General features: G+C 67.1%; 25 protein-coding genes and 1 pseudogene. 15 read left to right on the top strand and 11 right to left on the bottom strand.

The window, feature by feature from the left end:
- Window positions 1–3: 3 nt before the first annotated feature.
- Window positions 4–1,185: a cation:proton antiporter gene (locus ACLMAL_RS29235; protein ID WP_412002024.1), complete on the top strand. Its 1,182-nt coding sequence runs from the start codon at window positions 4–6 to the stop codon at window positions 1,183–1,185.
- Here ACLMAL_RS29235 and ACLMAL_RS29230 read toward each other — a convergent pair whose 3' ends face one another.
- Window positions 1,186–1,947 carry a rhomboid-like protein gene (locus ACLMAL_RS29230; protein ID WP_412002023.1) on the bottom strand — a complete coding sequence of 254 codons (762 nt, stop codon included), beginning with the start codon at window positions 1,945–1,947 and terminating at the stop codon, window positions 1,186–1,188.
- Window positions 1,948–2,122: 175 nt separating this feature from the next.
- On the opposite strand from ACLMAL_RS29230, the gene eat reads away from it, so the two are divergent.
- The 3 genes from eat (at window position 2,123) to eutC (ending at window position 5,915) form a co-directional block, all read left to right on the top strand.
- On the top strand, window positions 2,123–3,544 hold the full coding sequence (gene eat, locus ACLMAL_RS29225; RefSeq protein ID WP_412002022.1) for an ethanolamine permease: 1,422 nt from the start codon (window positions 2,123–2,125) through the stop codon (window positions 3,542–3,544).
- Entirely contained in the window at window positions 3,541–4,953 is a 1,413-nt protein-coding gene (locus ACLMAL_RS29220) for an ethanolamine ammonia-lyase subunit EutB (RefSeq protein WP_412002021.1), read from the top strand. Before eat ends, ACLMAL_RS29220 begins: the two co-directional genes overlap by 4 nt.
- 158 nt (window positions 4,954–5,111) lie before the next feature.
- Window positions 5,112–5,915 (top strand): ethanolamine ammonia-lyase subunit EutC, encoded by an 804-nt coding sequence (gene eutC / locus ACLMAL_RS29215; protein WP_412002036.1) that lies wholly within the window; start codon window positions 5,112–5,114, stop codon window positions 5,913–5,915.
- Here eutC and ACLMAL_RS29210 read toward each other — a convergent pair.
- The 3 genes from ACLMAL_RS29210 to ppgK all read right to left on the bottom strand — a co-directional run bounded on the left by ACLMAL_RS29210 (window position 5,890) and on the right by ppgK (window position 9,301).
- Entirely contained in the window at window positions 5,890–6,756 is an 867-nt protein-coding gene (locus ACLMAL_RS29210; protein WP_412002020.1) for an MHYT domain-containing protein, read from the bottom strand. The two genes, eutC and ACLMAL_RS29210, sit on opposite strands and share 26 nt — an antisense overlap.
- A 219-nt stretch (window positions 6,757–6,975) precedes the next feature.
- A complete protein-coding gene (locus tag ACLMAL_RS29205) occupies window positions 6,976–8,325 on the bottom strand; it encodes an RNA polymerase sigma factor (RefSeq protein ID WP_328403497.1) in 1,350 nt (449 codons plus the stop codon).
- Between the two features lie 217 nt (window positions 8,326–8,542).
- The gene (gene ppgK / locus ACLMAL_RS29200) at window positions 8,543–9,301 is read right to left on the bottom strand and encodes a polyphosphate--glucose phosphotransferase (protein WP_412002035.1); all 759 of its coding nucleotides are present in this window, start codon (window positions 9,299–9,301) and stop codon (window positions 8,543–8,545) included.
- Between the two features lie 169 nt (window positions 9,302–9,470).
- On the opposite strand from ppgK, the gene ACLMAL_RS29195 reads away from it, so the two are divergent.
- Window positions 9,471–10,388, top strand: coding sequence for an inositol monophosphatase family protein (locus ACLMAL_RS29195; RefSeq protein WP_412002019.1), 918 nt, complete (start codon window positions 9,471–9,473; stop codon window positions 10,386–10,388).
- 60 nt (window positions 10,389–10,448) lie between these two features.
- Here the strand turns inward: ACLMAL_RS29195 and cei are convergent, their stop codons facing one another.
- Window positions 10,449–11,129: an envelope integrity protein Cei gene (cei, locus tag ACLMAL_RS29190; RefSeq protein WP_412002018.1), complete on the bottom strand. Its 681-nt coding sequence runs from the start codon at window positions 11,127–11,129 to the stop codon at window positions 10,449–10,451.
- On the opposite strand from cei, the gene ACLMAL_RS29185 reads away from it, so the two are divergent.
- Both ACLMAL_RS29185 and ACLMAL_RS29180 read left to right on the top strand, forming a co-directional pair.
- Entirely contained in the window at window positions 11,113–11,379 is a 267-nt protein-coding gene (locus ACLMAL_RS29185; RefSeq protein ID WP_328403489.1) for a hypothetical protein, read from the top strand. The two genes, cei and ACLMAL_RS29185, sit on opposite strands and share 17 nt — an antisense overlap.
- Window positions 11,380–11,505: 126 nt before the next feature.
- On the top strand, window positions 11,506–11,808 hold the full coding sequence (locus tag ACLMAL_RS29180) for a DUF4193 domain-containing protein (RefSeq protein WP_062988999.1): 303 nt from the start codon (window positions 11,506–11,508) through the stop codon (window positions 11,806–11,808).
- Window positions 11,809–11,827: 19 nt separating this feature from the next.
- Here ACLMAL_RS29180 and ACLMAL_RS29175 read toward each other — a convergent pair whose 3' ends face one another.
- On the bottom strand, window positions 11,828–12,361 hold the full coding sequence (locus ACLMAL_RS29175; protein WP_412002017.1) for a DUF3093 domain-containing protein: 534 nt from the start codon (window positions 12,359–12,361) through the stop codon (window positions 11,828–11,830).
- Window positions 12,362–12,413: 52 nt separating this feature from the next.
- Between ACLMAL_RS29175 and dut the strand changes: the two genes are divergently transcribed.
- Both dut and ACLMAL_RS29165 read left to right on the top strand, forming a co-directional pair.
- A complete protein-coding gene (gene dut, locus ACLMAL_RS29170) occupies window positions 12,414–12,911 on the top strand; it encodes a dUTP diphosphatase (RefSeq protein WP_328403483.1) in 498 nt (165 codons plus the stop codon).
- 5 nt (window positions 12,912–12,916) lie between these two features.
- Window positions 12,917–13,864, top strand: a complete 948-nt coding sequence (locus ACLMAL_RS29165; RefSeq protein ID WP_412002034.1) for a DUF3710 domain-containing protein — start codon at window positions 12,917–12,919, stop codon at window positions 13,862–13,864.
- 289 nt (window positions 13,865–14,153) lie between these two features.
- On the opposite strand, the gene ACLMAL_RS29160 is transcribed toward ACLMAL_RS29165, so the two are convergent.
- Complete coding sequence (locus ACLMAL_RS29160; RefSeq protein WP_412002016.1) at window positions 14,154–14,849, bottom strand: alpha/beta fold hydrolase; 696 nt, start codon at window positions 14,847–14,849, stop codon at window positions 14,154–14,156.
- 129 nt (window positions 14,850–14,978) lie between these two features.
- On the opposite strand from ACLMAL_RS29160, the gene ACLMAL_RS29155 reads away from it, so the two are divergent.
- The 3 genes from ACLMAL_RS29155 (at window position 14,979) to ACLMAL_RS29145 (ending at window position 17,019) form a co-directional block, all read left to right on the top strand.
- A complete protein-coding gene (locus ACLMAL_RS29155) occupies window positions 14,979–15,356 on the top strand; it encodes an OB-fold nucleic acid binding domain-containing protein (RefSeq protein WP_379065571.1) in 378 nt (125 codons plus the stop codon).
- Between the two features lie 3 nt (window positions 15,357–15,359).
- On the top strand, window positions 15,360–16,142 hold the full coding sequence (locus ACLMAL_RS29150) for a DUF3159 domain-containing protein (RefSeq protein ID WP_406231241.1): 783 nt from the start codon (window positions 15,360–15,362) through the stop codon (window positions 16,140–16,142).
- Between the two features lie 244 nt (window positions 16,143–16,386).
- Window positions 16,387–17,019 (top strand): sigma-70 family RNA polymerase sigma factor, encoded by a 633-nt coding sequence (locus ACLMAL_RS29145; RefSeq protein WP_412002015.1) that lies wholly within the window; start codon window positions 16,387–16,389, stop codon window positions 17,017–17,019.
- A 40-nt stretch (window positions 17,020–17,059) separates the two neighbouring features.
- On the opposite strand, the gene ACLMAL_RS29140 is transcribed toward ACLMAL_RS29145, so the two are convergent.
- Complete coding sequence (locus ACLMAL_RS29140; protein ID WP_328403473.1) at window positions 17,060–17,731, bottom strand: potassium channel family protein; 672 nt, start codon at window positions 17,729–17,731, stop codon at window positions 17,060–17,062.
- Window positions 17,732–17,733: 2 nt separating this feature from the next.
- Window positions 17,734–18,399, bottom strand: a complete 666-nt coding sequence (locus tag ACLMAL_RS29135; protein WP_328403471.1) for a TrkA family potassium uptake protein — start codon at window positions 18,397–18,399, stop codon at window positions 17,734–17,736.
- Window positions 18,400–18,636: 237 nt separating this feature from the next.
- On the opposite strand from ACLMAL_RS29135, the gene ACLMAL_RS29130 reads away from it, so the two are divergent.
- From ACLMAL_RS29130 to ACLMAL_RS29120, 3 genes and pseudogenes are all read left to right on the top strand, one after another.
- A complete protein-coding gene (locus ACLMAL_RS29130; RefSeq protein ID WP_406231237.1) occupies window positions 18,637–20,628 on the top strand; it encodes an APC family permease in 1,992 nt (663 codons plus the stop codon).
- The gene (locus tag ACLMAL_RS29125) at window positions 20,625–22,013 is read left to right on the top strand and encodes a class I SAM-dependent RNA methyltransferase (protein ID WP_412002014.1); all 1,389 of its coding nucleotides are present in this window, start codon (window positions 20,625–20,627) and stop codon (window positions 22,011–22,013) included. Before ACLMAL_RS29130 ends, ACLMAL_RS29125 begins: the two co-directional genes overlap by 4 nt.
- A 30-nt stretch (window positions 22,014–22,043) precedes the next feature.
- Window positions 22,044–22,341, top strand: a pseudogene (locus ACLMAL_RS29120) (DUF1330 domain-containing protein).
- 4 nt (window positions 22,342–22,345) lie between these two features.
- On the opposite strand, the gene ACLMAL_RS29115 reads toward ACLMAL_RS29120, so the two are convergent.
- Together ACLMAL_RS29115 and ACLMAL_RS29110 are read right to left on the bottom strand one after the other, a co-directional pair.
- On the bottom strand, window positions 22,346–23,149 hold the full coding sequence (locus tag ACLMAL_RS29115; protein ID WP_328403461.1) for an enoyl-CoA hydratase: 804 nt from the start codon (window positions 23,147–23,149) through the stop codon (window positions 22,346–22,348).
- Window positions 23,150–23,344: 195 nt separating this feature from the next.
- The gene (locus tag ACLMAL_RS29110) at window positions 23,345–24,031 is read right to left on the bottom strand and encodes an SIMPL domain-containing protein (protein WP_412002013.1); all 687 of its coding nucleotides are present in this window, start codon (window positions 24,029–24,031) and stop codon (window positions 23,345–23,347) included.
- Window positions 24,032–24,038: the final 7 nt, after the last annotated feature.

The raw sequence follows: 24,038 nt of genomic DNA, 5'->3' as shown, positions 1-24,038 counted from the left end.
CCCGTGACGGAAACCGCGCTCGCACTACTCGAGCTCGGGGCTGTGCTTTTCGTCCTTGGCATGCTGGGCAGAGTCGCAGGCCGTTTCGGCATGTCGCCGATCCCGCTGTACCTCTTAGGCGGGCTGGCGTTCGGCCAAGGTGGCTTGATAGAACTCGGTGCGGCCAACGAATTCGGCCGTCTCGCCAGCGAAATCGGCGTTGTTCTGCTGTTGCTGCTCCTCGGTCTCGAGTACACCGCGCCGGAGCTGGTGACCGGTTTGCGGCGCTCCTGGGCCGCGGGTCTGCTCGACATCGTCTTGAACGCGACCCCCGGCGCTGTGGTGGCAGTAGTGCTCGGCTGGGGCGTGAACGGCGCGATCACCATGGCGGGGGTCACCTACATCTCGTCCTCGGGGATCGTCGCCAAGGTGCTCAACGATCTCGGACGGCTCGGCAACCGGGAAACTCCTGTGATCCTGTCGATTCTGGTGTTCGAAGATCTCGCGATGGCGATGTATCTGCCGTTGCTCACCACGATTCTGGCGGGTCTCAGCTTCTTCAGCGGGTTGAAGGCACTGGCCATCGCGCTGGTGACAGTGACGGTGGTGCTCATTGTCGCGCTGCGTTACGGCCGCATCGTGTCGGCGGTCGTCGACAGCTCCGACCGCGAGGTGTTCCTGCTGAAGCTGCTGGGCGCCGCACTGCTGGTGGCAGGGGCGGCCTCCGCATTGAACGTCTCTGCGGCGGTCGGCGCGTTCCTGCTCGGTATCGCGATCTCCGGTTCGACCGCGCACGAGGCGACGAAACTGCTGGAACCGATCCGGGACCTCTTCGCGGCCATCTTCTTCGTGGCCTTCGGGCTCGGCACCGATCCGCAGGCCATCCCGCCTGTCCTCGGCTGGGCTATCGCGCTCGCCGTCATCACGATGCTGACCAAGGTCGCCACCGGGTGGTGGGCCGCCAGCAGGCAGGGCATCCGAAGGATGGGCCGTGCACGGACGGGCGCGGCACTGGTCGCACGCGGCGAATTCTCCATCGTCATCGCGGGACTGGCGGTCACCATGGGCGGGGTCGACGGCGACCTCGCCGCGCTCGCCTCGGCGTATGTGCTGCTGATGGCGGTACTCGGCCCGATCGCGGCGCGCGTCGTCGAACCCGTAATCGGCCTGGTGCAGCGTCGCGTCGCGCCACCGGCCACGGCCTGATCACGCCTCCTGATCAACCTCGTCCGACCGGTTGCGCACTCGTTCCACACGTCGCCAGAACGTGCTCGCGACCGTGCCGACAAGCAGTCCGATCAGTGCCGCGCAGAGGTGGCCGTAGTCGGTGAATGTCGGGCCGACGACCAGGGCGGCGGCGAGCGAGACGAGGATGAGGCCGATCCACGCCACCCGGACCTTGCCGCGGAAGAGGAACGCCATCGCGGCCAGCACTGCGGTGAATCCGTAGCTGGTGCCGACATCCGCGGCCACTGCGACCCTTGTCGGAATGATGCCGCGGGTGATGAGACGGTCGATCGCGGTCACGGTCAGCAAGGTCGCCCCGATGTGCCCGGTCGCGAACAGCAGGGTCCAGCGTCCGGTGCCGAGCCAGCGTTCCGCGGCGGCCATCAGCAGCAGGAACTCGGCAATGGTCACCCACGGGAACTCGCCCTCGGTCCAGAATGCGGAGGCGACCAACACCTGAATCGGGTTGTGCTGCATGTTGTAGAGGTTGGTCGAGGCGGAGAAGATCAGCCTGCGCTCGACCGATCCGCCGACGCCGCGCAGGGTCCACCAGGTCACGAAGAGGGTGAACGCATACGCGGTGCTCGCGGGCGCGGCGGAGAGGTGATGACGCACCGCGGGGGGGATCCGGCGCAGCAGGCCGGGGCGGCTGATCCAGGCCCACGCGGCGCGCACCTCCGTGTCCAGATCGAGGGTGTGTGTCCAGGGTGTCCGAGGCCGGCGCGAAGTGGGAGCAACCACGCTATGCAGTGTGCCGTGCGCCACCCGGTCGTGTCGCCCGATCCGCCCTCGGTGTGCCCGGGGTCACCTGACCTGGCGGTTCGCTTGTAACGTCGGGTCACCTCCGCGCAACATGCCCATCCCAGAATTGGGCCACCGACCGCGTGGGCCGGTGGATGAGGAGTGTGCAGCAAACATGACGATCGATGAGGGGAAGGTCGGCAGCCCGATCGGCGACGACTATCTGGCCAAGCGGACGTTGCGCTCCGGCACGGCGGGGTGGGTGCTGCTCGCGGGGCTCGGGGTGAGCTATGTGATCTCCGGCGACTACTCCGGCTGGAACTTCGGGATCGCACAGGGGGGCTTCGGCGGCTTGCTCATCGCCACTGTCGTGATCGCGGGCATGTATCTGGCGGTGGTGCTCGGCATGGCCGAGCTGTCGGCGGCCCTGCCGACTGCGGGCGGGGGCTACACCTTCGCCCGGCGTGCGCTCGGTCCGTGGGGCGGCTTCGCCACCGGCACCGCGGTCCTGCTGGAATACGCGATCGCGCCCGCCGCCATTGCCACCTTCATCGGCGCATACATCGAATCGCTGAATCTGTTCGGTATCACCGACGGCTGGTGGGTGTATCTGGCCGTGTATGCGCTCTTCATCGGCGTGCATCTGACGGGTGCAGGGGAGGCGCTCAAGGCGATGTTCGTCATCACCGCCATCGCGCTGGTCGGTCTCGCGGTGTTCGCGGTGTCGGCATGGGGACATTTCGACGCGGGCAACCTGACCGATATTCCGGCTGATCCGAATGCCGCGGGCAGCTCGTCGTTCCTGCCGTACGGTGTATTCGGCATCTGGGCCGCCATTCCGTTCGCGATCTGGTTCTTTCTGGCTGTCGAGGGTGTGCCGCTGGCCGCCGAGGAGGCGCGCGAGCCGGAAAAGAACGTGCCGAAGGGCATCATCATCAGCATGCTGGTGCTGATCGTCACCGGCGCGGCCGTGCTTGTCCTTGCCACCGGAGCTCTTGGCGCCCAAGCGATTTCGACCTCCGGTAACCCGCTTGTCGAGGCGCTCGGCGACGGATCGACCGCGAAGCTGGTGAACTACATCGGGCTCGCGGGCCTGGTGGCCAGCTTCTTCTCCATCGTGTACGCCTACTCGCGCCAGACCTTCGCGCTCTCGCGGGCGGGTTACCTGCCGACCGGCCTGTCGGTCACCAACAACCGCAAGGCCCCGGTGCTTGCGCTGATCGTGCCCGGCGCCATCGGTTTCGCGCTGTCGTTGACCGGCGAGGGTGCGATGCTGCTGAACATGGCCGTCTTCGGCGCGGCGGTGAGTTACGTGCTGATGATGGTCAGCCACATCGTATTGCGGGTCCGCGAGCCGAACATGCCACGGCCATACCGCACCCCGGGCGGCATCGTCACCACCGCGTTCGCACTCGTGATCGCCTGCGCCGCCGTGATTGCCACCTTCCTCGTCGATCCGGTGGCCGCATCGTGGACGCTCGCCGCGTTCGTCGCTTTCCTGCTCTATTTCGCTCTCTACAGCCGCCACCGGCTGGTGGCGAACTCGCCGGACGAGGAGTTCGCCATGCTGGCCCGCGCGGAAGCGGAACTCGAATGACGCGCTACACCCAGCAACTCGGCGTCACCACCTATGTCTTCGACGGACTGGTCGAACTGCTCGCGAAGGCCACCCCGTTGCGCAGTGGCGATGAACTCGCGGGCTGTGCGGCCGGGTCCGATGCCGAACGGGCTGCCGCCCAGTGGGCGCTCGCCGAGGTGCCGCTGCAGGAGTTCCTGAACGATCCCGTTGTGCCGTACGAGTCCGACGAGGTCACCCGGCTCATTATCGACACCCACGACCGCACCGCCTTCCAGCCGATTTCGCATCTCACCGTCGGTGGGCTGCGGGACTGGCTGCTCGAGGTCTCGGCGGGCGTCGGCGCGGCGGTGACCCTGGCGGCCGTCGCGGCGGGCCTGACGCCGGAAATGGTCGCGGCGGTGAGCAAGATCATGCGCAACCAGGATCTGATCGCGGTAGCGCGCGCCGTCGAGGTGACTACCGGTTTCCGCACCACCATCGGCCTGCCGGGGCGGTTGGGCACCCGGTTGCAGCCGAACCATCCCACCGATGATCCCCGCGGCATCGCCGCCGCCGTGCTCGACGGGCTGCTGCTCGGCTGTGGTGATGCGGTGATCGGCATTAATCCCGCCACCGATTCGCCGCAGGCGACCGCCGATCTGCTGCATCTGCTCGACGAGGTGCGCACGCGCTTCGATATTCCGACCCAATCCTGTGTGCTGTCGCATGTGACAACCACGCTGGGGCTGATCGAGGCCGGTGCGCCGGTGGATCTGGTGTTCCAGTCGATCGCGGGCACCGAGGGCGCGAATGCGGGCTTCGGGGTGAACATCTCGCTGCTGCGCGAAGCGAACGAGGCCGGCCGTTCGCTCGGCCGCGGCACGGTCGGCGACAACGTGATGTACCTGGAAACCGGTCAGGGATCGGCGCTGTCGGCGGGTGCGCACTTGGGCGCCGGTGGCAAGCCTGTCGATCAGCAGACCTTGGAGACCAGGGCCTATGCGGTGGCCCGCGACCTGGACCCGCTCCTGGTCAACACGGTTGTCGGCTTCATTGGCCCGGAATACCTCTACGACGGCAAACAGATCATCCGGGCGGGCCTCGAAGACCACTTCTGCGGCAAGCTCCTCGGCCTGCCCATGGGCGTCGACGTCTGCTACACCAATCACGCCGAAGCCGACCAGGACGACATGGACACGCTGCTCACCCTGCTGGGTGCGGCGGGCTGCGCCTTCGTCATCGCCGTGCCCGGCGCCGACGACGTGATGCTCGGCTATCAGAGCCTGAGCTTCCACGACGCGCTGTATGCCCGGCGCGTGCTCGGGCTGCGGCCTGCGCCGGAGTTCGAGGCGTGGCTGGACGGCCTCGGCATGATCGATGCCACCGGTCGCGTGCTGCCCGTCGAGCCGCTCGCCTCGCCGCTGCGCGCATTAGCGGTGACACGATGAGCGGCGACAGCTCGGCCGCGGACTTCGTTGCGCTGTCCGAGTTCGATGCCTGCACCGCAGCGGCGGGCCATCGGCAGAGCGCGGTCGTCGAAGGGCGGCCCGCAGACGCCGTGCCGGGTGCCGATCGACAGGAAGCGGGCAGCGTGGCGTCGCCGGTGATCGGATCGGATTACGCTGCGGAGCAACGGTTCTGGCAAGAACTGCGGCGCACCACCCAGGCCAGGATCGGACTCGGCCGCACCGGTGACGCTCTCCCGACGGGACGAGTGCTGGAGTTTCGTGCCGCGCACGCGGCGGCCCGCGATGCGGTGCATATGCCGCTGGGTGTGGCCGAATTGGCCGAGCAGATCACGGGGCTGGGATTGGGGGACGTCGCGCACGTGCGCAGCCGGGCCCGCGACCGCGCCGAGTACCTGCGCAGGCCCGATCTGGGGCGAGTGCCCGCCACTTCATCGGCAGGCGAGCATTCTATGTCGCATATGCCGCACAGCGGTGCGGAGATCGGATTCGTACTGGCAGACGGGCTTTCGCCGCGCGCACTGACCGATCACGGCCCTGCCATGGTCGCCGCCCTCATCGAGGAACTCGCGCCGCGGTATTCGATCGCGGCCCCGGTGATCGCCACGCAGGCTCGGGTCGCCCTCGGCGACCACATAGCCGAATTCATGGGTGTGGCAACGGTTGTCGTGCTGATCGGCGAGCGGCCGGGACTGTCGGTGGCCGACAGCCTCGGTATCTACCTGACCCACCTACCGAGGCCGGGCCGGACCGATGCCGACCGCAACTGCATTTCCAACATCCACCCGCCGGACGGGCTGGGTTATGCGCAGGCGGCAAAGGTGGTGGCGGGCTTGGTTTCCGGCGCTCGACTGCTCGGCAGGTCGGGCGTCGACCTGAAGGACACCTCGCGCACCGCTGCGGTGGGCGCGGGGGAGATCATCTCGATCGGGGCCGGTCGCTGATCTCGATGGTCGGCCAGTAGGCCGTCGCGGGCTCCAGCGGCTCGGGCTGCGCGATCGAAACCCTTCGTGCGGCAGCACTTTCCGTGCGCACATTGCTCAGCTTCAGTGGCGGCAGGTCGATACTGCGATCGATGTCGGTGAGGCTGACGCTGATGAGCAGCAGCATGCTGACCACGCTTATCACCACGATCACCGGGGCGATCAGCTCCATCGCGCCGGTGCCCGACGGCGGCATCGCATGGGCGTTGCGGTGTGCGTGCATCGACGCCATCCCGGTGTAGTGCATGCCGCACACCGCGACGCCCATGATCAGCGCCGCGGCGACGGTGGCGAGAAGACCCGTGACGCGCAACGTGAACCAGAGCGCGACGGTCGCAGCGACGACGGCGATCACCATCGACAGCGCAACCAGCGTCGAGTCGTAGGCGATGTTCGCGTCCGACTTCATCGCGTACATCCCGGTGTAGTGCATCGCGCCGACCCCGATGCCGGTGAAGCTCCCGCCTGCCAGCAGACCGAGCACTGTCGGCTGCGGCCTGATCACGATGACCAGCCCGATGCCGACCACCGCCATCGCGGTGACCGCGCTCAACAGGGTGAGCGGGACGTCGTAGCGAATCTCGGTGCCGCGGATCGAAAAGCCAAGCATCGCAATGAAATGCATGACCCAGATGCCGGTGCCGCCGATGGAGATCGCGGCGGCGACGATCCAGCCTCCGCGGCTGCCTCCGGTGCGTGCCCTTGCGGCGCACTGCAATCCGAGCAGGGATCCGGTGACGGACATGGTGTATGCCAGAAGTGGGGTGAGCAACCCGTAACTGAAATGATGAATATCTAGCACGTAACGCCCCCTATACCGGAGTAAGAACATCCGGCTATTGAAACGACAGCGGGTCAGACGATACGGCAGGACTACGCGGCTCGAGTCTCGAAAATTCAATCCGCAGAAGTGGTTTCGGTCACTTCATGGTTTGGTTGAAACCGAAATTGGTTAGCGGTCGGATAACGAAACAGGCCCGCATCCGCCGAGCGGATACGGGCCTGTCGGAACCGTTTCGATCTAGTCGAGGTAGTCCCGCAGCACCTGAGAGCGGCTGGGGTGGCGCAGCTTGCTCATGGTCTTCGACTCGATCTGCCGGATGCGCTCACGGGTAACTCCGTAGACCTGACCGATCTCGTCGAGTGTGCGCGGCTGGCCGTCGGTCAGACCGAAGCGCAACCGGACCACGCCCGCCTCGCGCTCCGACAGTGTCTCCAGCACCGACTGCAGCTGATCCTGCAGCAGCGTGAAGCTCACCGCGTCGACCGCGACAACGGCTTCGGAGTCCTCGATGAAGTCACCGAGCTGGCTGTCACCCTCGTCACCGATGGTCTGGTCCAGCGAGATGGGCTCACGCGCGTACTGCTGGATCTCCAGCACCTTCTCCGGCGTGATGTCCATTTCCTTGGCCAGCTCCTCCGGAGTGGGCTCACGGCCCAGATCCTGGAGCAGCTCGCGCTGGATGCGACCGAGCTTGTTGATGACCTCGACCATGTGCACCGGGATACGGATGGTGCGGGCCTGGTCGGCCATGGCGCGGGTGATGGCCTGCCGGATCCACCAGGTGGCGTACGTGGAGAACTTGTAGCCCTTGGTGTAGTCGAACTTCTCCACCGCGCGGATCAGGCCGAGGTTGCCCTCCTGGATCAGATCCAGGAACGCCATGCCGCGACCGGTGTAGCGCTTGGCCAGCGAGACAACCAGGCGCAGGTTGGCTTCCAGCAGGTGGTTCTTGGCGCGGTTGCCGTCGCGCACGATCCAGGTGTAGTCGCGGCGCATGGCGACCGGCAGCTTCTCACCCTGCTCGGCGAACTCGCGCACCTTCTCCGCCGCGTAGAGGCCGGCCTCGATCCGCTTGGCGAGTTCGACCTCCTCCTCGGCGTTGAGCAGCGCGACCTTGCCGATCTGCTTGAGGTAGGCACGCACCGAGTCGGCCGAGGCGGTGAGCTCGGCATCCTTGCGGGCCTGCCGCAGTGCCTCGGATTCTTCCTCGTCCCAGACGAAGTCGCCGGAAGCCTTGTCGGCTGCCGTCGGCTCGGCCTCGGCTTCGTCGTCGGCGACCTCCTCGGCAGGGTCGTCGACAACCTCCTCCTCGACGAGGTCGTCCTCGGACACCTCCAGATCGCCGAGGTCCTCGAGATCGAGCGACTCCTCGTCGAGGTTTTCCTCGCCGGGCTCGCCATCGGCCTTCTTGCTCGCGGCCTTCTTTGCGGGCGCCTTGGCAGCGGCCTTCTTGGCCGGAGCCTTCTTGGCTGCGGCCTTCTTCGCCGGGGCCTTCTTCGCAGCAGCCTTGCGGACCGGCCGTGCTTCGGTTACATCTGCGGAGTCGGCCTCGGCCGAGTCGGCGGTCTGACGGGTCGTGGCTACCACGTACGCCCTTTCGTGACGGTCTCGTGCGGCGTCACGCCAGAGTGGTGTTCCGGCGGAGCGGTCTGTCGGGTTTCACCGGCGGAGTGCCGGGCTGGGGGTTTCCGGCTCGCGGCCGGAGTACTTTCCATTGTAACGATCGAACCAGGGTACCCATGGCCACCTGTCGCATTGGCGGTTCCTCCGAACCTCGGCTCGGCGCACAAAACGCCGCGCCGCATCACGGCGCGATGCCCGCGTCGATGGCCATCGCCGCGCCGACGATACCCGCGGTATTGCGCAGATCCGCGGGAATCACCGGAGTTCGGTTGGTCAGCAAAGGAATCCACTGGTCCGCATCGCGGCTGATGCCGCCACCTGCGACGATCACCTTCGGCCAGAAAAGATTCTCCAGACCGCTCAGCACCATGCTGACCTCCGCCGCCCACTGCTCGTAGGACAGGCCGTCACGGTCCTTGATCGAGGCGGCGGCCCGATGCTCGGCCTCCATGCCGCCGATCTCGAGATGGCCCAATTCGCTATTGGGCACCAGCGTGCCGTGGAAGATCAACGCCGAGCCGATGCCGGTGCCGAAGGTCAGCAGCAGCACCAGACCGGCGAAATCCTTTGCCGCGCCATAACGGTCTTCGGCCAGGCCGGCCGCGTCCGCGTCGTTGAGCACGGTGACCTCCCGGCCGCCGAGGGCGTCGGAGAACAGCGCCCGCGCGTCGGTGCCGATCCAGGCCTTGTCGACATTGGCCGCGGTGCGTGCGACGCCCTCGAGCACCACACACGGCAGCGTGACGCCGACCGGACCGTCCCAGTCCGCCTGAGCGACGACCTTGGCCACTGTGTCGGCGACCGCCTGCGGTGTCGACGGATGCGGTGTCGCGATCTTGATCCGCTCATGGACGAGCGCACCGGTGGCCAGATCCACCGCGGCGCCCTTCACGCCGCTGCCACCGATATCGATACCGAATGCGTGCCCCCGAGCGGACATGACGATTCCCTCGTTCCCTGTGCTGGCCGGTGTGATGATGACGCCGCCGCACAGTCCCGCCACGGCCGCAAGGCACGCGAATGAGCTTGTGCCCGACGACGGCGCTGTGTCGTGCACGACAAGAGTAATGGCGTGCGCTGCTGCGCGTTCGGCGAGGATCTGTGATGCGATGGAGGTCGTGCTGAAAACCACGTCGCCAGTCACTGTTGAAGCCCCTTCGACGCCCTCGGGCGACGAGGCCGAGCTGCGCCGGATCGCCGTCTATCTCGCGCAGACCGCTGCCGCACATGTCCGGGCGCGCCGTCCCGAAGTCTTCGGTCCGGACGGTGCGCGCGTCGCAGGTGACGTGCAGACGAAAGGACATCCCACCGACCCGGTGACCGTCGTGGACACCGAGACCGAGGAACTGATCCGCGAGCTGCTCGCCGACCTGCGTCCCGGTGACCCGATCCTCGGTGAGGAAGGCGGCGGCAGCCTGGCAGGCGGCGCCGAGGACACGATCTACTGGGTGGTCGACCCGATCGACGGCACCGTCAACTTTCTGTACGGCATTCCGGGCTATGCCGTGTCGGTCGCCGCAGTTCGCGGCGGACGGCCCGTCGCGGGCGCGGTTGTCGATGTCGCGCGGGCATCGACCTACAGCGCCGGACTCGGTCTCGGTGCGGCGCGGGAGGATGCCGACGGCACCGTCGAACACTTGCGCTGCACGCCGGTCGAGTCGATGTCGCTGGCATTGGTGGCCACCGGATTCGCCTATGGCACCCACCGGCGTGCCAGGCAGGCCGCATTGGTCGCCGAGGTGCTGCCGAACATTCGGGACATCCGGCGGTTCGGTGCGGCGGCCCTGGATTTGTGCCTGGTTGCGTCCGGCCGTGTCGATGCCTACTACGAGCACGGGCTCAATGCGTGGGACTGGGCGGCCGGGGCCCTGATCGCCGCGGAGGCGGGCGCGCGGCTCGTCCTGCCACCGGCTATCAACCCCGGCGCGGCAGGCGATCTGGTGGCCGCCGCGGCACCGGGAATCGCCGATGAGTTGATCGAGCTGCTCGATCGGGTCGGCGCAACCGACCCGATCCCGGACGTCTAGCGGACCCGGTGCGGCAGGCTGGGTGCTGAACGGTTCAGCACCCAGCCCGGGACGCGTGGTTCAGCAGCGGCTCTGTCGTGCGGCGGCGAGCAGCGTGCCGTCGATCGACGGCGACCCACCCGGCGCCGGGTTCTTCAGCGAACGCAGCACCTCCTCGGCATCGGCGCTCGGCCGCAGTGACTCACCGAACACCGATCCGAGCACCAGATCCACGGTCTCGTCACCACGCTGATCCTCGATCAGCTCGGCACACGGCGCGACCAGCTGCACGGAGGCGGCGGCCGGGCGACCGTTCACACCGAAGCGGATCTGGCCGGTGCATTCGAGGTCACCGTTGACGTATATCTGATCGTTACCGAATTGCTGCCCGGGCGGGCTCGCAAAGCCGAGATCGCCGAGCGCCGTGGCGATGTGCGAGGCCTGCCCGCTCTTGTTGTTGGCATTGAGCACCCGGACCTTCGACGAGGCCAGCGGCGCCGGATCGACGTCCTGCAGTCGCGACGATCCTTGCCGCTGCCCTAAGGGCGCAGGTGGCGGCGCTTTCGCGTCGGTTGCCGGGCTCGCAGAGTTGCACGACATGGCCGTGCCGCTGTCGTCCTCGGTCGTCAGAGCCCTGACCCACACAACTGTGCAGATCAGCACCAACACGCCGACCAGGATGAGCCATGGCTGATTACGCCGTCGGAGGAAGGGTTGACCCCGTTGATCCGTTGCGCTGCCTTCGGTGATCAGTGAAACCACGAGCACACTGTACGAAATTGTCTCGGTGACGGTGCGCAAGGTCTCGGCGAGTTCGACAAACGGTGTCGATTCGTCGTCGGTTTCGACTCGTCTGTGTTTTGATTGCGACTTTTGCCGCGCGGTCCGCTATTGTCTGGCGGCCCAGATCGAATCACTGGCGGCGAAAATGGTGGTCGGTCGCGGGAACAAGCAGGGCATGTCCTGCGTTCACCAAACGCTATCAGTGATGGATCGAATGGGTCCGACCTGATAGGCGACCGGTGCACGTGTGATGTGCACCACCGGCGGGGCGGTGCGGGTCAGCGCGATTCCGAGAGGAATCGTGACTGATGCGGCCGGTCCGGGATATACGGAGTAAGGACGAGGGGAAGACGACATGGCAACCGACTATGACGCACCGAGGCGCACCGAAACCGACGAAGTGTCGGAAGATTCGCTGGAGGAGCTGAAGGCTCGTCGCAACGAGGCACAGTCCGCCGTCGTGGATATCGACGAATCCGATACCGCGGAGTCGTTCGAGCTTCCCGGCGCGGACCTGTCCGAGGAAGTGCTGACGGTTCGAGTGATCCCGAAGCAGGCCGATGAGTTCACCTGTTCCAGCTGTTTCCTGGTTCATCACCGGAGCAGGCTGGCCAGTGAAAGCGGCGGTCAGTTGATTTGCATGGACTGCGCCGCCTGATCTCGCAGCGAGATCGAGGTCAGCCCGCGCTCGGCACGCCAGGCTCTGTGCCAGGTATGCCAAGCGCGGCAAGGACCCGTTCGGGCCGTCGCGTACTGACCAGCCAGTACGGCGTCGGATCGTCCGGGTCGTCGAGCACGAGCACAACCATCGGCCCGATCCACGGCCGATGTTGTACATAGGCGGCCGGGTCGAGCTGGCGACCCAGCGCCGCGCTTTTCGCTGTCGGCGCAACAGCTGCCGCGCGTGCCACGAAGGTCGCGGGCAGATGTGCGCGATCGACGCGCAGGTCCGGCGTGCCGGTCGAATCCGGCGCGACCTCCACCCGATGGCGGCTCAGCCACAACAGCACCCACACCGGCACCGGGAACAGCGCCACATACGGCAGCCACGCCCGGACTCCGGGCGCGCCCATATGAATTTCGGCGGCAAGCAGCCCGGTGATGGCGAAGGCCACCGGCCACCACCACAGCGGCACCCACAGGCGTTCGCGGTAGGGGTGCTGGCTGTTGTTTTCGTGGTCCGTCGTCGCGGGATTGGGCTGGTCCGACACGACTCAACACTAAGTCACGGTGGTCAGCGGCTTACGCGTAGGCTCGATCAACGTGAACGCACTTTCACCCATACCCTTGCTGCGGCTTGATCCCGGCATCCCCATGCCCGTGCGCGCCCATGACGGTGACGCGGGCGTGGATCTGTGCACCACGGAAGACGTCATCCTGGAGCCGGGCGAGCGGGTGCTGGTCGGCACCGGCGTGGCCGTTGCGCTACCGGTCGGCACCGTCGGCCTCATCCATCCCCGGTCGGGCCTCGCGGCCAAAACCGGGCTGTCGGTGGTCAACACCCCCGGCACGGTCGACGCGGGGTATCGCGGTGAAATCAAGGTGTGCCTGGTTAATCACGACCTGCGCACCCCGATCGAGCTGCGGCGCGGCGACCGGATCGCGCAGCTGCTCGTGCAACGAGTGGAGCTGGTCGATTTCGTCGAGGTCGACACGCTCGACGACACCGCGCGCGGCGCGGGCGGATACGGCTCGAGCGGCGGTCACGCGAGTCTGACCGCGCAGGCCGATGGGGCGGGCTCGGCCGGTAAGGAGGCATGACAGCAATGTTCGGAAGGAAGAAGAAGTCCGACGACCGGTATGCCGATGAGCTGTACGACGAGGCGCCCGAATACTTTGACGCCGAGTACGCGCAGCCGGGCTACGACGATGAGCCCATCACCGACGAAAATCCCATCATTCCAGTTGATGAGCCCATCACCGACGAAAACCCCATCATCCCAGCCGATTACGTCCCGGCCGCGTACGCCGCGGCCGACTACGACGACGACGCCGATTACGACGATGACACCGACGCGTCGAAGTCCGGCCCCTACGACTACAACGACGTCGCCGAGCTGCTCGAGGATGTGGCCGACCAGCGCCTCGACCTCGGATCGGTGATCCTGCCGGTGCCGCCGGGCGGCCAGCTGCAGGTCGAGATGACTCCCGACGGCACCCCGCAGGCGGTGCACCTGGCCACCGAACACGGCCGAATCACCGTCGCGGCCTACGCTGCGCCGAAGTCGGCAGGCCAATGGCGCACGGTGGCCGCCGATCTCGCCGAATCGTTACGCAAGGACGGCGCCAGGGTCGCAGTCGAGACCGGACCGTGGGGCCGCGAGCTGCTCGCCATCACCGAGGGTGCCGACCTCCGGTTCATCGGAGTCGACGGGCCCCGCTGGATGGTCCGTCTCGTCGCCGCGGGCCCGGCAGGCGCCGCCGACGCGGGCGGACCGCTGGTCACGGCCGCGCGAGCCATCCTCAGCGAGACCGTGATTCGCCGCGGCGACGACCCGATGCCGGTGCGTGAACCCCTCGCCGTGGTGCTGCCGCAGGAACTGGCCGAGCAGCTCGCGGCCGCACATCAGCAGCAGGTGGAGGCGCAGCAGCAAGCCGCGGCCGCCCAAGCCGCGGCCCAGGCCACGCCCGCCACAGTGATCCCGCCGCGGATGCCGCAGGAACCCCGTCGTGGCGCCGACGGGTCCGCGATGCAGCAGCTCGGCTTGAACTGATCTGGGTTTGATTTGCAGCGCCTGCGGCAGTGCTGGTTTTGCAGCGCCTGCGGCGCTGCGTGTTCGCGGCTGGGTTTGTTTTGCAGCGCCTGCGGCGCTGCGTGTTCGCGGCTGGGTTTGTTTTGCAGCGCCTGCGGCGCTGCGTGTTCGCGGCCCCGAAGGCTCGCGTCCGAGCGGCCGAGACTCGCGACTTCGTCGCATGCGCTTCGGCCACTCGGACGCGAGCCGGCCGCGAACGGTCGCTCGTAAGACTCGCTCCCTCGTGGTAGGCCGACGCTGTCAGCGTCTCTCAGCCGAATGCGGCCAGCCCGGTCTTCCCGAGGATCGCAGGATCTTCGCCCAGCTCGGAGAGGGTGATCCGGATCAGCTCGGAGCGAGGGATCAGCGTGGCCCATTCCTCGGCGACCGTGAGCGGGTGCACCGGGTCGTCGACCGCGGTGACTACGGCGACCGGGACGTCGAGTGTGGCGAGACGCTCGGCGCCCGGCCACTTGTAGTCGGCGGCTTCCTCGAGCGCGTCGGGCAGTTGCGGCCACTGGGCGCGCCAGGACTGGGTGAGCGCATCGGCCAGCCAGCGTGGGCTGCTGGCCCGCATCCGCTCGATCACCGCGTCCAGACCGTCGGCCCGCAACTGTGCGGCCGTCGCGGCGGCGCTCAGTGCGGCGGGGCATGTGGCAGTGTCGGATCCGGTCCACGCGGGCAGCGCCGCGACCACGCCGACAACGGCGTCGGGGTGCTCGGCCGCCCATTCCACGGCAATCGCGGCGCCGAGGGAGATTCCCGTCACCAGCACCGGTCCGGAGCAGGCCGCGGCGTCCAATGCAGCCCGGCACGATGCGACCACGGCGCCCGGGTCCGGTTCGACAGCCAGGAACGGGGTTTTACGGGCTAAGCAGGCAGGTTCGAATGCGCGGCGCGCGAAGTCGGCGTCGGATCCGGTGCCCGGCAGCGCGACGACAACCGCGGGAGAGGGGGTCTCGAACATCGGACCGAGCGTAGCGGGGGCAGGGTTGCCCATCTACAGTGGCGGGTATACGGCCAATAGCCGGTCGTTACCGGAAAACCACGATGGCGTGCAACCCACGCCGTCTTGCTCCATGCAGGAGAGCGTGCAATGCCATCCGCTGCCTCAGGTTATTTTCGCCGTTTGGGCCGCAGACTGACCGAGGACCTCGATCGGTTGGACGCCGAAGAACTCGCCGAGACTGCAGATGCCTCGGGAGCGTGTCGGGCATCGGAGTGTCGGCGTGGTGACGAAGCCACCATGCTCGGCCGACTACGGAGTGTCGAGGCGTGTCCGAAGTCTGCGGGCGCCAGTGTTCAGGCAGAATTCTTCGACGGCACCGACGCCATCACCTTGGTGTGGATCGGGCGCAGGCGCATTCCCGGGATCGAGCCGGGCCGGCGCATCCTGGTCCGTGGCCGGGTCGGCGACCGCGACGGCCGCAAGGTGATCTACAACCCCTACTACGAATTGCGCGGGAACAGCTGACGTATGCCATCGAGCAACGAGAACGCCGCCGACAAGTCGATCGATACCGGGATGCGTGAGCCCGCCGAACCCGGAGCGGTGGTGGAGGACGCACGGCGCACCGCGGTCGATTCCGGTCGGCACCGGCAGGCAGATCCCGCGCGACCGCTCGACGAGACAGCGGACACGGTCGAGCAGACCCTGCTCGAGCAGTTGGGCGGTTTCAGCGGCTTGATCTATTCGACGCTGCCGGTCCTCGTGTTCGTCCCCGTGAACACCTTCGCCGGCCTCACCGCGGCGATCTGGGCGGCCCTTGGCGTGGCCGCCGCGATTCTCATCTGGCGGCTGATACGACGCAGCCCGATTCAACCTGCCATCTCCGGTTTCCTCGGTGTCGGCATCTGCGCGTTCATCGCCTACCGCATGGGTGAAGCAAAAGGCTTCTTCCTGTTCGGCATCTACACCAGCCTCGTCTATGCAGGCGTCTTCCTGGTGTCGATGCTGGTGCGCTGGCCGTTGGTGGGCGTCATCTGGGGTGTGTTGAACGGACACGGCTCCGACTGGCGGACCGATCGGCGTGTGGTGCGCCTCTACGACGTCGCGACCACTACCTGGGTGCTGGTGTTCGCGGCCCGCTACCTGGTGCAGTCGCAGCTCTACGACTCCGACCACACCGGCTGGCTTGCCGCGGCCCGCATTGCGATGGGGTGGCCGCTGACGGCGGTCGCACTGGCCGTCACCGTGTGGGCGGTGCGCCGGGCCGGGCACATGCCGGTCCGTCGTGCGACTACTGCCGAAGCTGCCTGAGGATCTGCCGCGGAGCGGCCCGAGAAATTCACGCGGCCGCACGGACCTGGGGGTTTCGCGACTGTCGCGGTCCCGTGAGACCGGGGGATATCGCCCCGGAGTCCGGAGGATTCACGCCGGGGTGCGCTAACACGCACCGCGGAGGTGGGCAGTACCCACCCTGGGGTTACTGGTTGGAACGCCGAGTTCATCAGACGATCGTTGCGAGACAAAAAAGCGCAACATCGGCGAAAGGACTCGGAAGATGGCTACCGAGCACAACATTGCGGCACTGTCGAAGACCCGCAGCCACAACAACCCGGCACTCTCGGAGAGCCGCCGAATTTCCGCGGAGCTCGACACTTTCATCGGACCCGCCGCGGCGGGCGACCGACAGGCCGTCACCGAGATCGTGCGCCTGGTCCATCCGCTGGTTCGCCGGTATTGCGGTGCGCGCCTCGGCAATACCTCACACCTGCACGTCACCGCCGACGATGTAGTGCAGGAAATCCTGATGGCTACCGTCAACGCCATCCCGCGCTACCGGGATCAGGGAAAGTCGTTCCTGGCTTTCGTGTACGGGATCGCGGCGAACAAGGTCGCCGATGCGTTCCGGCGTTCGCAGATGCACCCGAGCTACCCGGTGGCCGACGTGCCGGACACCGTCTCGACCGCGGCGGGCCCGGAGGAATGGGCGTTGGCGTCCGAACGTCGCGACGTGACAAGGGAATTGATGAAGATCCTGGCGCCCGCGCACCGCGAGGTGCTGGTGATGCGGATTGTGCTCGGCTGGAGCGCCGCGCAGACTGCAGAGGCGATCGGCACCAGCCCCGGCGTGGTTCGAGTGATGCAGCACCGCGCGCTCAACAAGCTGCGTGCCGAGCTCGCCGCCGCCTGATTCGGCCGGATCCGCGTTGGCATCCGGCCGTATCGGGGTGTTATGGCTTGATGCCGTGGTGGGCCAGCGCCACCCGCAGATCTTCTTCGGCCTCCACGGAGGTCACGAACAGCAGCTCGTCGTCGCCCTCGAACGGGTCGTCGGGCTGCGGCACGATCACTCGGCCGCCCCGCAGGATCGTCACCAGGGCGGCGTCGCGCGGCAGGGTGAGTGTGCGCACCGGCTTGCCTGCCAGCGCGGTGTCGGCGGGCAGGGTGATCTCGACGAGATTGGCCTGACCCTGCCGCAGCGTCATCAGCCGGACCAGGTCGCCGACCGACACCGCCTCCTCGACCAGCGAGGCGAGCAGCCGTGGCGTCGACACGGCGACATCGACGCCCCAGGAGGGATCGAAGAGCCACTCGTTGCGCGGGTCGTTGACCCTGGCCACCACGCGGCGCACTCCGAACTCGGTCTTGGCGAGCAGGGCATGCACCAGATTTGCCTTGTCGTCGCCGGTGGCGGCGATGACGACCTCGTAGGTCTCCAGCCCCGCGTCCTCGAGCAGCGCGAGCTCACAGGCATCGGCATGCACCCACACAGCGTCCGGGATCGCGGTCGGATCGATGTGGTCGAGCTGACGTTCGAGCAGCATCACGCGGTGGCCGCCGCGCAGGAGCTCCCTGGCTATCGATCGGCCCACGGCGCCGGCTCCGGCGATCGCCACTTTCATGTTCAGTCCTCGCTTGCTGGGGGCTTACCGGCCAATGCGACGGCCTCGCCGACGCTGCCGGAGGTGGCGGCGACGTAGACGATGTCGTCGGCCTGAACCATGGTCTTGCTTTCGGGCAACAGTCCTTGACCGAATCGGATGATGAACGCCACCCGCGCGCCGACCGCGCGTTCCAGGTCGCGCACCGTGCGGCCGTACCACTCCTCGTGCAGCGTCAGCTGGGCGACGGCGACGGTGCCGGTGGGGTCGCGCCATGTGGTGGTGCCGCTGTCGCCGATGAGCGCAGTTAGGAACCGGTCGGTCGTCCAGGGCACCGTGGCGATCGTCGGAATACCGAGACGTTCGTAGACCGCGGCGCGTTTCGCATCGTAGATGCGGGCGACGACGCGCTCGACGCCGAAGGTTTCGCGAGCAACGCGCGCCGAGATGATGTTGGAGTTGTCGCCGGAGGACACTGCGGCGAATGCGTCCGCACGCTCTATTCCGGAGCGAATCAGCACGTCCCTGTCGAAACCGACGCCGACGACCTGTTCACCCGGGAAGTCCTCGCCGAGGCGCAGGAAGGCGCTCGGGTCCCGGTCGATCACCGTGACCTCGTGACCTACCCGGACCAGGGCGCGTGCCAGCGACGAACCCACGCGCCCGCACCCCATGATCACTACGTACACCGTGCAACCTCGTTCCTGGAAACGATCCAACAGCCGGACAAGGTCCGTCGACGCCTGTGGCGTCGAGCCGAGCGAAGGCGATGCAGCCGTTCGTGCCGTTCGGTCTGCTTGTCTTCGGCAAAACCGTACCCGCCGAGTGCGTCCATGGCCCACTTTCCCCCTCTGACCGGAAGTCAAACCTGCGACGCGGGCCGCCCCCAGGCGCGATCAACCGTTCGGGGATCTATGCTCGCTCCAGTGTCCAAGTTGACGACGGCAGCGAAACGGGTGCTGCTGGGTAGGCCTTTCCGTAGCGATTCGCTGGGCCACACCCTGCTGCCGAAGCGAATCGCGCTCCCTGTGTTCGCCTCCGATGCCATGTCGTCGGTCGCGTACGCGCCAGAGGAAATCTTTCTGACCCTGTCGGTGGCCGGAATTTCGGCCTACGTGTACGCCCCGTGGGTCGGACTCGCGGTCGCCTTCGTCATGGCCGTGGTGGTGGCCAGCTACCGGCAGAACGTGCACGCCTATCCGTCCGGCGGTGGTGACTACGAGGTTGCCACCACCAATCTCGGCCCCAATGCCGGGCTCACCGTCGGCAGCGCACTGCTGGTCGACTATGTGCTCACTGTCGCGGTGTCGATTTCTTCCGCGGCCTCCAATATCGGGTCGGCGATCCCGTTCGTGGATACACACAAGGTGCTGTTCGCCGTGGTCGCCATTGCCGTGCTGACCGCGATCAACCTGCGCGGCGTGCGCGAGTCGGGCACCGCGTTCGCGATTCCGACCTATGCGTTCATCATCGGCATGTTCGCGATGCTCGCGTGGGGGCTGTTCCGAATCTTCGTCCTCGGTGACGACCTACAGGCGGAATCGGCGGGCTTCCAGCTCAACGCCGAGGAGGAGCACCTCTACGGTCTGGCCTTCGCCTTCCTGATCGCGCGCTCGTTCTCCTCCGGTTGTGCCGCGCTCACCGGTGTCGAGGCGATCAGCAACGGGGTGCCCGCCTTCCGGAAACCGAAGTCGCGCAATGCCGCAACCACCCTGCTGATGCTCGGCAGCATCGCGATCGTGCTGTTGATGGGCATTATCATCCTGGCCCAGAAGATCGGGATCGTGTACGCGCACGACGTGTCCGATCTGTCCGGTGCGCCTGCCGACTACCATCAGAAGACGCTCATCGCGCAGCTCGCCGAGACGGTGTTCCACGGGTTCCCGCTCGGCTTCTTCTTCATCACCAGTGTGACGGCGCTGATCCTCGTGCTCGCCGCCAATACGGCGTTCAACGGATTCCCGGTGCTCGGCTCGATTCTGGCGCAAGACCGCTACCTGCCCCGGCAGCTGCACACCCGTGGCGACCGGCTCGCCTTCAGCAACGGCATTCTGTTCCTTTCCGGTGCCGCCATCGCCTTCGTCGTGCTGTTCGGCGCCGAGGTGACCAAGTTGATCCAGCTCTACATCGTGGGTGTTTTCGTGTCGTTCGTGCTCAGCCAGACGGGCATGCTGCGGCACTGGACGCGCTTGCTGCGCACCGAAACCGATCCGACGCAGCGTGCCAGGATGAAGCGCTCACGGGTGATCAACGCGATCGGGCTCACCGCGACCGGCGCGGTGTTGGTCATCGTGCTCATCACGAAGTTCTTCGCGGGGGCCTACATCGCGATCTTCACCATGGTCGCGATCTTCGTGGTGATGAAAATGATTCGCCGCCACTACGACTCGGTCTCGCGCGAGCTCGACGAACACGAGTGGGACGGTGTGCTGCCCAGCCGCTCGCATTCGATCGTGCTGGTGTCCAGACTGCACCTGCCGACCCGTAGGGCGCTGGCCTATGCCCGTGCCACCCGCCCGGACACCCTGGAGGCGGTGACGGTGAACGTCGACGAAGCCGACACCAGGGGGTTGGTCCGCGAATGGGAGCAGAGCGATATCAATGTGCCGCTCAAGGTGATCGAATCGCCGTACCGCGAAATCACCAAACCGGTGCTCGATTACGTGAAGCGGGTGCGCAAGGATTCGCCGCGTGATGTGGTGACGGTGTTCATTCCGGAGTACGTGGTCGGGCACTGGTGGGAACAGGTGTTGCACAACCAGAGCGCGTTGCGGCTCAAGGGCAGGCTGCTTTTCGAGCCGGGGGTGATGGTAACGAGCGTGCCGTGGCAGCTGAGTTCCTCCACCCGGGCCCGGCAAGCAGGCGTGATCAACGCGCCGGGTGCGGTGCGACGTGGGTACGAGGACAGGACCGGATGACCGACTGGCGCAACACCACCTTCGAGGTGCGGCTCGGCCCGCCGGGACACGGCGGCTTCTGTGTGGCCCGCCACGACGGGCGAGTGGTTTTCGTCCGGCACGGACTGCCCGGTGAGCTGGTACGGGTCCGGGTTACCGAGGACCGCGGCGGTTCGTTCTGCCGGGCCGACGCAATCGATATTCTCGAAGCGTCACCGGATCGGGTTACTGCGACCTGCCCGGTGTCGGGACCGGGCGGTGCGGGGTGCTGCGACTTCTCCTTTGCCACACCGGCAGCGCAGCGGGAATTGAAGGCGATGGTCGTCGCCGAGCAGTTGCGTCGGATCGCCGGCGTCGAGCGGGAGATCACGGTGGAGCCGATCACCGGATCCGCCGACGAGATCGGTGGTTGGCGCACCAGGGTTCGATTGGTGGTGGACGCGCAGGGTCGGGCCGGAGTGCATCGGCTGCGTAGCACCGACGTGATCGCCGATCTGCGCTGCCCGCAACCGGTTCCCGGCGCGTTGGACGGGGTGGCGGAGCAATCCTGGACGCCCGGCGCGGATCTGGTGATCGCGGTAGACGGCGACGGGGTGCGGCATATCGTCGAACTCGAGGTGCCGGTGCCGGTTTCGGCGGGTGGTCGCGGAGATGACCGGCGCGGCAGCGAGCGGCCACGGAGCAACGAGCGTGGCGGTGAGCGCCGTGGCAGGCGCGACAGCGGGCGACCCGACCGGCGGGCGCTGCGCAATGGCGAGGCGCAGGCGAGCGAACGGCGCAGCGCATCGGCGCGTCGCGCGGCGACACATGCGCCACGCGAGGAGTCGGTGCTGGACGGCAGCGGGCGCACGGTCGAGTATGTGGCCGGCCGTCGCTGGGAACTATCGGCGACCGGCTTCTGGCAGGCGCATCATGGTGCCGCGCAATGCTATTCGGACATTGTGGCCGAGTGGTCCGGACTCGGTTCCGGCGATCTCGCCTGGGATCTGTACAGCGGCGCCGGGGTTTTCGCCGCCCGGCTCGCCGAACAGGTCGGTCCGGACGGATCGGTGCTCGCCGCGGAATCCGCCCGTACCGCCGTAGTCGACGGCAACGCGGCCCTGCTGGACCTGCCATGGGTGGATCTGCGTGCGGACCGGGTCGAGCGCTGGCTGACCGAACAGGGCAGTGCCGCACCGGAAGTGGTGGTGCTCGACCCGCCGCGCACCGGCGCGGGCAAGGAAGTTGTCTCGGCACTGACCGGGCACGATCCTGCCCGCATCATCCACATCGGCTGCGACCCGGCCGCTTTCGCCCGCGACCTCGGGCTGTACCAGTCGGCGGGCTACCGGCTCACCCGACTGCGGGCCTTCGACGCGTTCCCGGCCACCCACCATGTCGAATGTCTTGCGCTGTTGGAGCGTTGATCGTACGGTCGGCGGCATAGAGTCGCGCCCATGACCGTGTACGGCGTCGCGCAGCTGAAGTTCTCCGATCGTGCCGCCTATGATCGCTATCAGGCGCACTTCACGGAGATTTTCGCCCGATACTCGGGCACGCTGCTTGCTGCCGACGAGAACCCGCAGGTGATCGAGGGGCAGTCGGAGCGGGAGAAGGTGGTGCTGATGTCCTTCCCCGACGAGCCGGCGTTCCAGGAGTGGGCGCAGTCACCGGAGTACCTGAAGATCCGAAGACCGGCAGGCCGGCGCGGATACGGTGACCTTGCTGGTGAAAGGTCTCGGGCACCGGTCGTAGGCGGTCAGTCTTCGTAGCTGGGCGGGCGGCGGTCGCGGCGCGCGCGGATGGCTTCGTCGAAATTGCCGGTGGTGAGGCGGACGTAGAGCTGCGCCATGCCCTCGTGCTGCATCTGGGATTCGAAACTGCCCGCTTCCATACCGCTCCACAGCATCCGTTTGGTGAGCTCGGTGCCGACCCGACTGAAGCTGATGATCCGCTCGGCCAGGTCGTAGCAGGTTTCCAGGAGTTTCGCGGTGGGCACGGTGCGGGAGACCAGGCCGATGCGCTCGGCCTCGGCGGCATCGACGTCGCGTCCGGACAGCATGATCTCGAACGCGCGGGAGGAGCCGATGGCGCGGGGCAGCAGGTAGCTGATGCCCAGTTCCGCGGACGTGAGCCCATTATTGATCCCCGCCGCCCGGAAGTAGGCGTCCGCGCCCGCGATCCGGATGTCGGTGGCGACGCTCAGGCAGAAGCCTCCACCGATCGCCGCGCCGTTGATCGCACCGATGACCGGTTGGTTCATGCGTCGCAGGGTGATCATCACGTCGTTCAGCAGATCCATCGAGCGCCGCGCGACGCTGGTGACGGTCAGCCCCTCGGTATTGGGCACCTTCCCCGCACTCTGTAGATCTGCGCCGGAACAGAAACCGTCCCCTGCTCCTGTGAGCACCACGACCCGCACGTCGTTGTCGGCACTGACCTCCTCCAGCGCCTCGCGCAGCGGAATCATCACATCGAAGGCCATCGCATTCATCCGGTCCGGCCGGTTCAGCGTCACCAGGGCGACGTGTGGGCGCGGTTTATCGATGAGCACGAACGACATGCGAAATCCTCACCGGCAGCCCTGATGGTGGCCACCGATTCTTCAATATAGGCGAGAACCTCGCCGTGCCGTGGCAAATCCGACCGACCGACCGGGTTTCCGGAATGCGTTGCCGCCTCGGATATCTCGCCGCCGCACCGCGTCCAACCGGTGGTCGTCGAGCTTCTCGTGGCCGCCGATCGGTTCGGTCACGGTCTAGTCGAGCTGCCAGGTGGCACGGATGGCAGCACTGATTTCGGATTCGCCGAGCTCGACCGGTACCGGAGCGGCGCTGTAAGCGGCGTCCATGGGCGCGGACATCGCTTGGAGGCGGGGGTATACCGGCGGTGCCGAGGTGGTGTTCTCGGTGATTTCGAGCACCGGCCCGAGCGTGCGGCCCGCGCGGGCGGCATATTGTTCGGCCTTGGCGAGCGCGTTGTCCCATGCTGCATCGCGCGCCTGGGTGAGCAGGCTTTCCTGGTCGGCGAAGGTCAGGGTGAGGCCGCCCAACCGGACATCGTCGCCGCCCGCATCGACGGCGTTGGCGATGATAGTGGCCGGTCCGGGATCGGCGTTCTCGCCGATATCGCGCAGCGCCACGGTCAGGTCGGTCGTTGCGAGATAGCCGGTGATCTTCGAACCGCCACCTTCGATCCAGACGGTCTCGGTGCGCACCGACAGGCCGCTCGTAGCGATGTCGGCTCCCGAAACCCCGTCCGAGCGCAGCGAATCGGTGACGGCGGCGACCCGCTCCCCGGCCTGCCCATACGCCAGCGCGACCTTGCTCGCCCGCGTTTCGATCGAGATGGTCACGCGCATGAGGTCGGGAGTGGCGCGGGCGCTGCCGCTCCCGAAGGTGGTCACCGTGCCCGCGGCGGCTTCGTCGGATTTCTTTTTGCTCACGGCGCTC

The sequence above is a fragment of the Nocardia sp. CWNU-33 genome, assembly GCF_046764895.1.
Taxonomy (GTDB): Bacteria; Actinomycetota; Actinomycetes; order Mycobacteriales; family Mycobacteriaceae; genus Nocardia.
Note: the sequence above shows the minus strand (reverse complement) of the source record. Positions and strands in the feature narration are given on the sequence as shown.

What these genes read in the sequence shown, in the direction of transcription:
- eat (WP_412002022.1), top strand. Translation starts at nt 2,123, where the DNA reads ATGACGATCGATGAGGGGAAGGTCGGCAGCCCGATCGGCGACGACTAT.
- ACLMAL_RS29220 (WP_412002021.1), top strand. Translation starts at nt 3,541, where the DNA reads ATGACGCGCTACACCCAGCAACTCGGCGTCACCACCTATGTCTTCGAC.
- ppgK (WP_412002035.1), bottom strand. Translation starts at nt 9,301, where the DNA reads ATGTCCGCTCGGGGGCACGCATTCGGTATCGATATCGGTGGCAGCGGC.
- ACLMAL_RS29195 (WP_412002019.1), top strand. Translation starts at nt 9,471, where the DNA reads ATGGAGGTCGTGCTGAAAACCACGTCGCCAGTCACTGTTGAAGCCCCT.
- ACLMAL_RS29180 (WP_062988999.1), top strand. Translation starts at nt 11,506, where the DNA reads ATGGCAACCGACTATGACGCACCGAGGCGCACCGAAACCGACGAAGTG.
- ACLMAL_RS29165 (WP_412002034.1), top strand. Translation starts at nt 12,917, where the DNA reads ATGTTCGGAAGGAAGAAGAAGTCCGACGACCGGTATGCCGATGAGCTG.
- ACLMAL_RS29160 (WP_412002016.1), bottom strand. Translation starts at nt 14,849, where the DNA reads ATGTTCGAGACCCCCTCTCCCGCGGTTGTCGTCGCGCTGCCGGGCACC.
- ACLMAL_RS29155 (WP_379065571.1), top strand. Translation starts at nt 14,979, where the DNA reads ATGCCATCCGCTGCCTCAGGTTATTTTCGCCGTTTGGGCCGCAGACTG.
- ACLMAL_RS29150 (WP_406231241.1), top strand. Translation starts at nt 15,360, where the DNA reads ATGCCATCGAGCAACGAGAACGCCGCCGACAAGTCGATCGATACCGGG.
- ACLMAL_RS29145 (WP_412002015.1), top strand. Translation starts at nt 16,387, where the DNA reads ATGGCTACCGAGCACAACATTGCGGCACTGTCGAAGACCCGCAGCCAC.
- ACLMAL_RS29140 (WP_328403473.1), bottom strand. Translation starts at nt 17,731, where the DNA reads ATGAAAGTGGCGATCGCCGGAGCCGGCGCCGTGGGCCGATCGATAGCC.
- ACLMAL_RS29125 (WP_412002014.1), top strand. Translation starts at nt 20,625, where the DNA reads ATGACCGACTGGCGCAACACCACCTTCGAGGTGCGGCTCGGCCCGCCG.
- ACLMAL_RS29115 (WP_328403461.1), bottom strand. Translation starts at nt 23,149, where the DNA reads ATGTCGTTCGTGCTCATCGATAAACCGCGCCCACACGTCGCCCTGGTG.